The organism is Leifsonia sp. KNZ13-11D (genome assembly GCF_056754895.1).
This window is the reverse complement of record NZ_JBPGWU010000001.1, coordinates 2,750,780-2,762,600: the sequence shown is the minus strand read 5'-3', so window position 1 is coordinate 2,762,600 and position 11,821 is coordinate 2,750,780. Positions and strand designations below refer to the sequence as shown.

Sequence of the window (11,821 nt, the reverse complement as noted above, 5' to 3'; positions counted from 1 at the left end):
ATGGCGGAGAACGTGATGACCGGGGACGCGGAGCTGGCGGCGACGGAGCACGCGGCTGCCGCGGAGAAGGCGGCGACCCTGATCGAGTCGCTGCCGTGGCTCAAGACCTTCCACGACCGGATCATCGTCGTGAAGTTCGGCGGCAACGCGATGGTGGACGAGGAGCTGCAGCGCACCTTCGCCGAGGACATGGTCTATCTGCGCTACGCAGGGCTCCGACCGGTGGTCGTGCACGGGGGAGGGCCGCAGATCTCCGCGATGCTCGACCGGCTCGGCATCGCGTCCGAGTTCCGCGGAGGGTACCGCGTGACCACGCCGGAGGCGATGGAGGTGGTGCGGATGGTGCTGACCGGTCGCATCAACCGCGACATCGTCGGCAACATCAACAAGCACGGTCCCCTCGCGGCCGGACTCTCCGGTGAGGACGCCGGACTGTTCCAGGGTCGCCGGCGCGCCGCCGTGATCGACGGCGAGGAGGTCGACCTGGGGCTGGTCGGCGATGTGGTCGCCGTGGACCCGGAGGCGGTGCACGCGCAGCTGGCCGCCGGCCGCATCCCGGTCGTGTCGTCGATCGCACCGGACATCGACGACGCGAGCCAGGCGCTCAACGTCAACGCCGACGCGGCCGCCGCCGCGCTGGCCGTGGCGCTCGGAGCGGCGAAGCTGGTGATCCTCACCGACGTCGCCGGGCTCTACAGCGACTGGCCCGACCGCGACTCGCTGCTGTCGAAGATCGCGGCCGACGAGCTGCGCGAGCTGCTGCCGTCGCTGGAGTCGGGCATGATCCCGAAGATGGCCGCCTGCCTGGACGCGGTGGACGGCGGGGTCGCGAAGGCTGCGATCATCGATGGACGGGTTCCGCACTCGATCCTGCTCGAAGTCTTCACGCAGTCCGGAATCGGGACGGAGGTGGTGCCGGCGTGAGCGAGGCACTGGAGGAGAACGTGACGATCAACACCGAAGAGTGGCGCGACGGGGCCTGGAAGGGCCCGTTCAACGACGCCATCATGCGCACGCTGGCGACGCCGAAGCGGATGCTCGTCCGCGGCGAGGGCTGCCGCGTCTGGGACATCGACGGGACCGAGTACCTCGACTTCCTCGCCGGCATTGCGGTGAACGCACTCGGGCACGCGCATCCCGCCCTGGTGGATGCCGTGAGCAGCCAGATCGGGACGCTCGCGCACGTCTCCAACTACTTCTCGACACCGCCGCAGCTCCAGCTGGCCGAGCGCCTGCGCGTCATCACCGGCGCGGGCCCGCAGGGCCGGGTGCTGTTCGGCAACTCGGGCGCCGAGGCGAACGAGGCCGCCTTCAAGCTGGCGCGGCTGAACCGCGGACCGCACGGCCGCCGCACGCGCGTCGTCGCTCTCCACAACGCGTTCCACGGGCGCACCATGGGTTCGCTCGCGCTCACCGGCAAGCCGCCGATGCGCGAGGCGTTCGAGCCGCTCCCGGGCGGCGTTGTGCACATCGACTCCACCATCGCGGCGCTGGAGGCGGCCATCGACGACCGTGTCGCCGCTCTCTTCGTGGAGCCGATCAAGGGCGAGGCGGGCGTGCTCGACCTGCCGGACGGTTTCCTGCGCCGGGCGCGGGAGCTCACCGAGCAGCACGGCGTGCTGCTGATCGTCGACGAGATCCAGACCGGCATCGGCCGGACCGGCGAGTGGTTCGCCTACCAGCACGCCGGCATCGTGCCCGACGCGGTCACGGTGGCGAAGGGGCTCGCGGGCGGCGTGCCGATCGGTGCGCTCGTCACCTTCGGCTGGGCGTCCGACCTGTTCTCGCAGGGCCAGCACGGCTCGACGTTCGGCGGCAACCCGCTGGCCACGGCCGCCGGGAACGCCGTCCTGGCGGAGATCGAGCGCTCCGACCTCGTCGGCAACGCCGCGCGCCGCGGCGAGGAGCTGAAGCAGATCATCCGCGGCTTCGGCTCGCCGCTGATCGGCGACGTGCGCGGGCACGGGCTGCTGATCGGCATCGGGCTGACCGACGGCGAGGCGCACCGGCTCTCGGACGCGGCCCTCTCCCAGGGGCTGATCATCAATGCGCCGAACGAGTCGAGCATCCGCCTGGCCCCTCCGCTGATCGTCGGCGACACCGAGATCGCCGACTTCCGAGAGCGGTTCGGCCGCGCCCTCGCCTCGCTCTGACCACATCCCGAACCCCTGACGAAAGGGCCGCCAGCATGACCCGGCACTTCCTCCGCGACGACGACCTCTCGCCCGCCGAGCAGGCCGAGGTGCTGCGCCTCGCGGCCGACCTGAAGCGCGACCGCTTCTCGGCGAAGCCGCTCGCCGGGCCGCAGACGGTCGCGGTGATCTTCGACAAGACGTCGACCCGCACCCGCGTGTCGTTCGCGGTCGGCATCGCCGATCTGGGCGGCAGCCCGCTCATCATCCAGAGCGGCGAGAGCCAGCTCGGCGGCAAGGAGTCGCTGGCCGACACCGCGCGGGTGCTGGAGCGCCAGGTGGCGGCGATCGTGTGGCGCACCTATGCACAGGCGGGGCTGGTGGAGATGGCCGAGGGGACGCGCGTCCCGGTGGTCAACGCCCTGTCGGACGACTTCCACCCCTGCCAGATCCTGGCCGACCTGCTGACCGTGCAGGAGCACAAGGGCGAGCTGTCCGGGCTGACCATGAGCTACTTCGGCGACGGTGCCAACAACATGGCGCACTCGTACCTGCTCGGCGGCGCCACCGCGGGCATGCACGTGCGGATCGCCGCCCCCGCCGCGTACGCGCCGTCCGAGGCCGTCGTCGCGGACGCCCGGGCGATCGCCGAGCGCACGGGCGGCTCCGTGGTCGTGCTGACCGACCCGGCGGTGGCCGCGGCCGGCGCGGACGTCGTCGTCACCGACACCTGGGTCTCGATGGGCAAGGAGGACGAGAAGGCCGAGCGGGTCGCCGTCTTCGGCGACTACACGGTCGACTCCCGCCTGATGGCGCTGGCTGCTCCCGACGCGATCTTCCTGCACTGCCTCCCGGCCTACCGCGGGTACGAGGTCAGTGCGGAGGTGCTCGACGGTCCGCAGTCGGTGATCTGGGACGAGGCCGAGAACCGTCTGCACGCCCAGAAGGCCCTGCTCGCCTGGCTGCTCGCGAAGAACACGGAGGCCGCCGCATGACCGACAGCACCGAACGGACGACGTCGGGCGTCGGCCGCACCGGCGAGGGCTCCCTCTGGGGCGGCCGCTTTGCCGGCGGCCCGTCGCCCGAGCTCGCGGCGCTCAGCAAATCGACCCACTTCGACTGGGAGCTGGCCTCGTACGACCTCGCCGGCTCGCGGGCCCACGCCAAGGCCCTCGCGGCCGCCGGCTACCTCACGCCCGAGGAGCTCGACGGGATGCTGTCCGCCCTCGACGCCCTCGACCGCGACGTCGCCTCCGGCGACTTCGCCGCGCTCGAGACCGACGAGGACGTGCACGGCGCCCTGGAGCGCGGGCTGATCGAGCGCGCCGGTTCCGAGCTCGGCGGCAAGCTCCGCGCCGGCCGCAGCCGCAACGACCAGATCGCCACGCTCATCCGCCTCTACCTGCGGGATCACGCCGGGGTCATCGCCGAGCAGCTGATCGCCCTGGTGGACGCCATCGCGTCCCAGGCGGGCGCGCATCCCACCGCTGTCATGCCGGGGCGGACGCACCTGCAGCATGCGCAGCCCGTGCTGCTCGCGCACCACCTGCTCGCGCACTGCTGGCCGCTGGTGCGCGACCTCGACCGTCTGGCCGACTGGGATGCGCGGGCGAACGTCTCGCCGTACGGCTCCGGGGCGCTGGCCGGCTCGACGCTGGGTCTCGACCCGCTGCTCGTCGCCCACGAGCTCGGCTTCGCCCGCAGCTCCGAGAACTCGATCGACGGCACCGCGGCGCGGGATGTGGTGGCCGAGTTCGCCTTCGTCGCCGCGCAGATCGGCGTGGACCTGTCGCGCTTCGCCGAGGAGATCATCCTCTGGAACACCCGCGAGTTCGGTTTCGTCACCCTCGACGACGGCTACTCGACCGGGTCGTCGATCATGCCGCAGAAGAAGAACCCCGACATCGCCGAGCTGGCCCGGGGCAAGGCGGGACGGCTGATCGGCAACGCCACCGGCCTCCTCAGCACGCTGAAAGGCCTCCCGCTCGCGTACAACCGCGACCTGCAGGAGGACAAGGAGCCGGTGTTCGACTCGGTGCGCACGCTGGAGACGGTGCTTCCCGCGTTCACCGGGATGGTCGCGACGCTGCGCTTCCACACCGAGCGGATGGCGGAGCTCGCCCCGCAGGGCTTCTCGCTCGCCACGGATGTCGCCGAGTGGCTGGTCAAGCGGCACGTTCCGTTCCGCACCGCCCATGAGCTGAGCGGCAGCCTGGTGCGCGTCGCCGAGGAGAACGGGCGGGAACTGCACGAGGTGTCCGACGAGCAGCTGGCGGCGATCTCCCCGCTGCTGACGCCCGAGGTGCGCTCGGTGCTGACGGTCGAGGGGTCCGTGGCCAGCCGCGACGGAGTCGGGGGACAGCGCCCGACCGGGTCGCGGAGCAGCTCGCCGCGCTGACCGAGCATGTGCGCAAGGCCGCGCTCGGCCTGCACGCCTCCCGACGGGACCTCGTCTGATGGCGCGCTTCGCACCGGAGCGGAAGCGCCCGTGGATCATCCCGACCATCGTCGTCGTGGCGGTCGTCGTGGTCGTCGTCGGCTTGATCGTGACCGTCGCCGTGGGCGGCCGGATCTTCTGACGTGACGCTGTACCGGCCCGAGCGCGAGGAGTTCCTGGCGTCGTCGCTGGAGGTCGCACCGCGGCTGCTGGGCGCCGTGCTGCGCCACGACTCGCCGGAGGGCGGCGTCGCGATCCGCATCACGGAGGTGGAGGCGTACATCGGGGACGGCCTCGACCCCGGTTCGCACGCCTTCCGCGGCCGTACGAAGCGCAACGCCGTCATGTACGGGCCGCCCGGGCACGTCTACACGTACTTCACGTACGGGATGCACGTCTGCGCGAACATCGTCTGCTCACCGGAGGGGGAGGCGTCGGCCGTGCTGCTCCGCGCCGGCGAGGTCATCGAGGGGGAGGAGCTGGCCGAGCTGCGGCGCATCGGGGGGAGCGGGCGCCGCATCCCGCACCGCGACCTCGCCCGGGGACCGGCGCGGCTCGTCGTCGCCGCGGGCATGAGCCTCGCCGACGACGGGGCGGACCTCTACCGGCCGCCGTTCGAGCTCCTGCTGCCGACCGCGCAGGCGGAGTACGCGACGGGCCCGCGCACCGGGGTGTCGGGTGCGGGAGGCGGCCTCGCGTTCCCGTGGCGCTACTGGCTCCCGGGCGACCCGACGGTGTCGGCGTACAAGCGGCATCCGAAGTCGGACGACTGACGCGGCCCGGCGGCCGGCGTCATCCGGCGACGATCCGGAAGACGCCGGCGCAGACGCACGCCCAGATCACGCTGGCGAGCGTTCCGATGATGAACCGCTCGCGCGCCTCCGCCTCGTCCAGTTCCGTGAACCGGCCGACGCTCTTGATAGCCACGAGCACGGCGAGCCCTTCGGGGAAGCCGGCCATGATGGTCCCTGCCGCCGCCAGCCTCTCCAGCAGGCCGATCGTGGTGCCGCCGCGGAGCACCTCCCGGACGGTCTCCCCCTCGGGCGTCATCGTGCGCACCAGGATGCCGCCGTGCGCGCTCGGCTCGACGGAGCTCCGGGTCGCGAGCGCCAGCACCAGCTGGCTGACCGGCCATCCGCCGAGGACAGCCAGTGCGAGCGCCGCCGCGCCGACGAGGAGCCGGAGGACGAACGGAGCGTGCTGCGCCGGGATCAGGACCACGACCACGGCGGCCGCGAGCAGGCCCGTCGCCGAGTACACCAAGGGCCGCCGCGGCGTCCGCAGGGTGGCCGCGATGCAGCCGAGCGACGCGAGGAGCAGCAGGAGGGCGAGCACCCAGAGCGCCTGGGACGCCAGCTGGGTGAACAGCGCGGGGAGCGGCGGCCAGGCGATCATGCGTCCTCCTCAGGTCTCCGCCGAACGGCCTGCGCCGCGTCGGCCCGTGCCAACAGCCTAGTGAGGCCGGGCAGGGCCGCCAGCTCGACGCGGAGGGCGGCGGCCTTCGCCCGGTCGCTCGCCGACTGGGGGGTGATGCCCAGGCGTGCGCCCGCCTCGGCCTGCGTGAGACCCGCCGAGACGAGGTCGTAGAGCTCCCACCCGGCGGGGGTGCGTCGCTCCCGCAGCGTCAGCAGCAGCGTCAGCAGGGCCTCCGCGTCGAGCGCAGGCTCCTCGGCGCGCACGGCGCCTGCGGCGAAGCGCGCCGGGCTCTTCTTGGCGCGCGAGACGGCGGCTCGGGCGGCGACGAACGCGTCGCCGGTGGCCTCGCGCGTGCTCGCCGGAAGCGGAAGCCGCACCTCGCCGATGCCCAGTCCGACGCTCCACGCCCCGTGGCGGGTGAGGTGGAGCACAGCGTCCAGGGCGGTGGCGGCGTCCGTCGTCAGCAGCTGGAGTTCGTCGCCCGCGTTCCGGTCCGGCGGGAGGGCCAGGCGCTCGCCGTAGCGGTCGCGAACGGCCTCGATGGCCGGGGCGACGATGTCGGCGCGGCGCCTGCTGTCCACTTGGTCCGCCGTGATCACGAACACCGTGTCCTCCTTCATCAGGGCTATGAGCCTGATGTGCAGTCTATCAGGCTTCTGGGCCTGATGGCGTACGGATCAAGCCGTGACCCCTGATGCCGGCTCGGGCCGCCGCAGGGCGGCGTCCCCGGCGGCCGCGGCGCGCTGTCCGTGCCCGCTGATACCCTGAGCGAGTGTCCGAAACCGCCCTCTCCCGTGATCCCGGCAGCAGTGCCGGAACCGCCCGTGCGCACGGCCTGACCGCGCAGTCCAACGACCCGTCGTTCGACGACGTCTGGGAGGAGCTGAAGTGGCGCGGCCTCGTCCACGTCTCCACCGACGAGTCCGCGCTCAAGGAGCTCCTGTCCGGGGCGCCGATCACGTACTACTGCGGATTCGACCCGACGGCGGCCAGCCTCCACCTGGGCAACCTGGTGCAGCTCCTCACGATGCGCCGCCTGCAGCTCGCCGGCCACCGCCCGCTGGGTCTCGTCGGCGGCTCCACCGGCCTCATCGGCGACCCGCGGCCCTCCGCTGAGCGCACGCTGACACCTAAGGAGACCGTCGCCGAGTGGGTCGGCTACCTGCAGGCGCAGGTCACGCGCTTCCTCTCCGACGAGGGCGACAACGCCGTGAGGCTGGTGAACAACCTCGACTGGACGGCGCCGATGTCGGCGATCGACTTCCTGCGCGAGATCGGCAAGCACTTCCGCGTTGGCACGATGCTCAAGAAGGATGCGGTCGCCGCGCGTCTCAACTCCGACGAGGGCATCTCCTACACCGAGTTCAGCTACCAGATCCTGCAGGGGATGGACTTCCTCGAGCTCTACCGCCAGTACGGCTGCGTGCTGCAGACCGGCGGAAGCGACCAGTGGGGCAACCTGACCAGCGGCACCGAGCTCATCCGCAAGGTCGAGGGCGTCCACGTGCACGCCATCGGCACGCCGCTGATCACGAACAGCGACGGCACGAAGTTCGGCAAGAGCGAGGGCAACGCGGTCTGGCTCGACCCGGCGCTCACGTCGCCCTACGCGATGTACCAGTTCTGGCTCAACACCGACGACGGGGATGTGGTCGACCGGCTCAAGGTCTTCACGTTCCTGACCCGCGCCGAGATCGAGGAGTACGCGCAGAAGGTCGCCGACGAGCCGTTCAAGCGCGAAGCGCAGCGCCGCCTGGCGTTCGAGGTGACCTCGCTGGTGCACGGCGTCGGGGCGACCGAGGCGGCCATCGCGGCCTCCCAGGCGCTGTTCGGGCAGGGCGAGCTGAGCGACCTCGACACGGAGACGCTCGAGGCCGCCCTCCGCGAGCTGCCCAACACCACCACGACCGAGCCGTCGGCCACGGTGGCGCAGACGCTGGTCGACACCGGACTGACGTCGAGCCTCAGCGAGGCCCGCCGGGCGGTCGGGCAGGGCGGCGTCTACGTCAACAACGCGAAGGTCGAGGATGCCGACCAGCCGATCGGCGCCGACGTCCTCCCGGGCGACATGGTGGTGCTGCGACGCGGGAAGAAGACGCTCGCGGGTGTCTTCGTCGCGTGACGGGCTGACGTACGGTGGGGTCATGACGGACGAACCGCGCGACGATGAGGACGGCCTCGTCGACCGCCTGGACGTGATCGAGGGGCAGCCGCTCGACGCGCGGGCGGACGCCTACGCCCAGCTGCACGACCAGCTCCGCCGCACCCTGGAGGGCGACGACGACCATGGCCGCTGAGCGCCGCCTCGACGTGGCGCTCGCCGAGCGCGGTCTGGTGCGCTCGCGCTCGCACGCGGCGGCGGTCATCGCCGAGGGGCTGGTGACGGTGGACGGACGTCCCGCCGTGCGCCCGTCACTCAAGGTCGGCGACGACCAGCGCATCGAGGTCGCCGGAGCGGACCACTACGTGAGCCGCGGGGCGCACAAGCTGATCGCCGCGCTCGACGGCTTCGGCATCGACCCGGCCGGCCGCGTCGCGCTCGACGCGGGCGCATCCACCGGCGGCTTCAGCCAGGTGCTGCTGGAGCGCGGCGCGGCACGGGTGATCGCGGTGGATGTGGGGCACGGGCAGCTCTCACCGGCTCTCGCGGGCGAGGAACGGCTCCGGTCGTACGAGGGCGTGAACGTCCGGTCGCTGACCGCCGGCGCGCTCGCGGCCCTCACCGGCGACGACGTGCGGCCCGACCTCGTCGTGGCCGACCTGTCGTTCATCTCGCTGACCCAGGTGCTCCCCGCGCTCGGTGCGACGGCTGCGCGCGGCGCGGATCTCGTGGTGCTGATCAAGCCGCAGTTCGAGGTGGGCAGGCTGGGCATCCGCGAAGGCGTCGTGAAGGACGCCGGGCTGCGCGCGGACGCGGTGTCGGATGTGCTCTGGGCGGCCCACGACGCGGGCCTCGGCACGGCGGGGCTGATGGCCTCGCCGATCGCCGGCGGACACGGCAACCGGGAGTTCCTGGCCTGGCTGCGCAGCGGCGCTCCGGACCCGTCGGAACGCCGCGAGGAGATCGCGCACCTTTCGCGCTAGGTGAACGTTCTCCACAAACCCGGCCTGCGGCCTCGTCCTCGGCGAGAAAACAGACAGAATGGGAGGACGGCTTTCGAGAGGAGGGGACGTGACACTGATGGGTGCAGCGACGCGGTACATCCTCGTCGTCGCGCACACCGGTCGTCAGGACTCCCTCGAGGCGGGTGTCCGGGTGTCCCGGCAGCTGCTCGACGCGGGCGTGGTCCCGGTGCTGAGCGCGGACGAGCGCAGGGACATCCTGGAGGCCGACCCGTCGCTCGACGCGGTGCTGGTGCTGGGCGACGACGTCCCGGCCAGCGAGCTCGAACTGGTCATCGTGCTGGGCGGCGACGGCACCATCCTGCGCGCGGCCGAACTCGTGCGCGGATGCTCGGCGCCGCTTCTCGGGGTCAACCTCGGCCACGTCGGCTTCCTGGCCGAGAGCGAGCGCGACGACCTCGAGACCGCGGTGGCCCGCGGTCTCGCGAAGGACTACGAGGTGGAGGAGCGCATGACGCTCTCCGCCCGGGTCAAGGTCGGCCGCGAGGTCGTCTACGAGAGCTGGGCGCTCAACGAGGCGACGGTCGAGAAGGCCAGCCGCGAGCGGATGCTCGAGGTCGTCATCGAGGTCGACGGCCGGCCGATGTCGAGCTTCGGCTGCGACGGCGTCGTCATGTCGACGCCCACCGGCTCGACCGCGTACTCGTTCTCCGCCGGCGGCCCGGTCGTGTGGCCCGGCGTCGCCGCGCTGCTGCTGGTGCCGCTGAGCGCGCACGCCCTGTTCTCGCGCCCGCTCGTGGTGGACGCCGACTCCTCTCTCGCCGTCGAGCTGCTCGACCGCGCCGGCGGAGCGGGCATCCTCTGGTGCGACGGGCGGCGCCCCTTCGACCTGCCCCGCGGGGCCCGCGTGGTGGTGCGGCGCTCGCCCATCCCGGTGCGGCTAGCGCGGCTGCACCCCGGTCCGTTCACCGACCGGCTGGTGCACAAGTTCGACCTCCCCGTCACCGGTTGGAGGGGGCCGGCAGGCCGTGACTGACGCGCGCGGAGGCATCGAGGAGATCTCGATCAAAGACCTGGGCGTCATCGCCGACGCCTCCCTTCCGCTGGGGTCCGGTTTCACCGCGATCACCGGCGAGACCGGTGCGGGCAAGACGATGGTGGTGTCCGCGCTCGGGCTGCTGCTGGGCGAGCGTGCCGACACCGGCGCCGTCCGGCTCGGCAGCCCGCAGGCGTGGGTGGAGGGCCGCTGGCGGGTGCCGTCGTCGGGCGACGTGGTCGAGCGCGTGCGCGACGCCGGGGGAGACGTGGATGCGATCGACGCCGAAGAGGCGGAGCTGGTGCTCAGCCGGTCGATCTCGGCTGAAGGCCGGTCCCGCGCGGTCGTCGGCGGCCGCAGTGCGCCGGTGGCCGTGCTGACCGAGCTCGGGGAGCAGCTGGTCGTCGTTCACGGGCAGTCCGACCAGATCCGGCTGCGGTCCGCGATCGCGCAGCGGGCCGCGCTCGACCGGTTCGCCGGTCCCGCGTTCGCCGAGGCGCTCGCCGGCTACGAGCAGGTCTGGCACCGCTGGCGCGACAACCGCGCCGAGCTGGACGAGCTGATCGCCGACCAGGACCGCCGCGCCCGCGAGGCCGACGACCTCCGCGCCGCGATGGCCGAGATCGAGTCGGTCGCCCCGCAGCCGGGGGAGGACGACGAGCTGGCCGAACGCGCCGAGCGCCTGACCAACCTGGAGGAGCTGCGGCTCGCCGCATCGGCCGCCCGCGAGCTCCTGAGCGCCGAGGAGTCGGAGGGGCTGGACGCGCTGGGCCTGCTGGACAACGCACGCCGCCAGCTCGAGCGGGTCGCGCCGCACGACAGTGCGCTGCGGCCGCTGGCGGAGTCCGTCGCGGAGGCCAACTACCTGATCTCTGACATCGCCGCCCAGCTGTCCACCTACCTGGCCGCGCTCGACGCCGACGGGGCGCAGGAGCTCGACATCGTGCAGGCCCGCCGCTCCGAGCTCGCCGGGCTGGTGCGGAGGTACGGCCCGACACTGGATGACGTGATCCGCACCGTGGAGACCGGCAGCCTGCGCCTGCTCGAGCTCGACGGCGATGCCGACCGCATCGGCGAGCTGACCCGCGAGGTCGAGGACGACGCCGCTCTGGTCGCCGAGCTGGCAGCCGGGCTGAGCGCTCAGCGCACGGCGGCCGCCGTGCGGCTCTCCGAGGCGGTCAGCGACGAGCTGTCGGCCCTCGCGATGCCGGACGCCCGGATCGTGGTGGAGGTGTCGCAGCGCGACGCGGAAGACCTCGGCACGTACAGCGCCACGGGACGCGACCAGGTCGCCGTCCTGCTGCAGCCGCATCCCGGGGCCGAGCCCCGCCCGCTCGGCAAGGGCGCCTCCGGCGGCGAGCTGTCGCGGGTGATGCTGGCGATCGAGGTCGTCATCGCGGGCAGCGACCCGGTGCCCACGTTCATCTTCGACGAGGTGGACGCCGGGGTCGGCGGCGCCTCCGCCATCGAGATCGGCCGCCGCCTCGCGCGGCTCGCCGAGTCGGCGCAGGTGATCGTCGTGACGCACCTCGCCCAGGTCGCGGCGTTCGCGAACAACCACCTCACGGTCGTGAAGGGCAGCGACGGCGCGGTCACCGCATCCAGCGTCCGCCGCCTCGACGGCGACGAGAGGATCGCCGAGATGGCGCGGCTGCTCTCCGGTCTCCCGGACTCGGAGAGCGGCCTGGCCCACGCCCGCGAACTGGTCGAGATGGCGTCGGCGGCGCGACGGTGACG

The 11,821-nt window shown here is 72.5% G+C and carries 12 protein-coding genes and 1 pseudogene; 11 read left to right on the top strand and 2 right to left on the bottom strand.

Going from position 1 to position 11,821, the window contains the following annotated elements; genetic code table 11:
• The first annotated feature begins 15 nt into the window (after positions 1 to 15).
• The 6 genes and pseudogenes from argB (at position 16) to ACR9Y5_RS13670 (ending at position 5,342) form a co-directional block, all read left to right on the top strand.
• Positions 16 to 924, top strand: coding sequence for an acetylglutamate kinase (gene argB / locus ACR9Y5_RS13695; RefSeq protein WP_481299586.1), 909 nt, complete (start codon positions 16 to 18; stop codon positions 922 to 924).
• Positions 921 to 2,153, top strand: a complete 1,233-nt coding sequence (locus tag ACR9Y5_RS13690; protein WP_481298456.1) for an acetylornithine transaminase — start codon at positions 921 to 923, stop codon at positions 2,151 to 2,153. The genes argB and ACR9Y5_RS13690 overlap by 4 nt, the downstream gene beginning before the upstream one ends.
• A 35-nt stretch (positions 2,154 to 2,188) precedes the next feature.
• Entirely contained in the window at positions 2,189 to 3,127 is a 939-nt protein-coding gene (argF, locus tag ACR9Y5_RS13685; protein WP_481298455.1) for an ornithine carbamoyltransferase, read from the top strand.
• A pseudogene (argH, locus tag ACR9Y5_RS13680) lies at positions 3,124 to 4,589 on the top strand (argininosuccinate lyase). Before argF ends, argH begins: the two are co-directional and overlap by 4 nt.
• Entirely contained in the window at positions 4,589 to 4,711 is a 123-nt protein-coding gene (locus tag ACR9Y5_RS13675; RefSeq protein WP_481298454.1) for a hypothetical protein, read from the top strand. Before argH ends, ACR9Y5_RS13675 begins: the two are co-directional and overlap by 1 nt.
• Before the next feature lies 1 nt (position 4,712).
• Positions 4,713 to 5,342 (top strand): DNA-3-methyladenine glycosylase, encoded by a 630-nt coding sequence (locus ACR9Y5_RS13670; protein WP_481298453.1) that lies wholly within the window; start codon positions 4,713 to 4,715, stop codon positions 5,340 to 5,342.
• Positions 5,343 to 5,361: 19 nt separating this feature from the next.
• On the opposite strand, the gene ACR9Y5_RS13665 is transcribed toward ACR9Y5_RS13670, so the two are convergent.
• On the bottom strand, positions 5,362 to 5,964 hold the full coding sequence (locus ACR9Y5_RS13665; protein WP_481298452.1) for a hypothetical protein: 603 nt from the start codon (positions 5,962 to 5,964) through the stop codon (positions 5,362 to 5,364).
• On the bottom strand, positions 5,961 to 6,605 hold the full coding sequence (locus ACR9Y5_RS13660) for a DNA-binding protein (protein WP_481298451.1): 645 nt from the start codon (positions 6,603 to 6,605) through the stop codon (positions 5,961 to 5,963). Before ACR9Y5_RS13660 ends, ACR9Y5_RS13665 begins: the two co-directional genes overlap by 4 nt.
• 215 nt (positions 6,606 to 6,820) lie before the next feature.
• On the opposite strand from ACR9Y5_RS13660, the gene tyrS reads away from it, so the two are divergent.
• The 5 genes from tyrS (at position 6,821) to recN (ending at position 11,819) form a co-directional block, all read left to right on the top strand.
• Positions 6,821 to 8,107 carry a tyrosine--tRNA ligase gene (gene tyrS / locus ACR9Y5_RS13655; protein WP_481299585.1) on the top strand — a complete coding sequence of 429 codons (1,287 nt, stop codon included), beginning with the start codon at positions 6,821 to 6,823 and terminating at the stop codon, positions 8,105 to 8,107.
• 22 nt (positions 8,108 to 8,129) lie between these two features.
• The gene (locus ACR9Y5_RS13650; RefSeq protein ID WP_481298450.1) at positions 8,130 to 8,282 is read left to right on the top strand and encodes a hypothetical protein; all 153 of its coding nucleotides are present in this window, start codon (positions 8,130 to 8,132) and stop codon (positions 8,280 to 8,282) included.
• A complete protein-coding gene (locus ACR9Y5_RS13645; protein ID WP_481298449.1) occupies positions 8,272 to 9,069 on the top strand; it encodes a TlyA family RNA methyltransferase in 798 nt (265 codons plus the stop codon). The genes ACR9Y5_RS13650 and ACR9Y5_RS13645 overlap by 11 nt, the downstream gene beginning before the upstream one ends.
• A 97-nt stretch (positions 9,070 to 9,166) precedes the next feature.
• Entirely contained in the window at positions 9,167 to 10,084 is a 918-nt protein-coding gene (locus ACR9Y5_RS13640) for an NAD kinase (protein ID WP_440742833.1), read from the top strand.
• On the top strand, positions 10,077 to 11,819 hold the full coding sequence (gene recN, locus ACR9Y5_RS13635; RefSeq protein WP_481298448.1) for a DNA repair protein RecN: 1,743 nt from the start codon (positions 10,077 to 10,079) through the stop codon (positions 11,817 to 11,819). The genes ACR9Y5_RS13640 and recN overlap by 8 nt, the downstream gene beginning before the upstream one ends.
• The last annotated feature ends 2 nt before the right edge of the window (positions 11,820 to 11,821 follow it).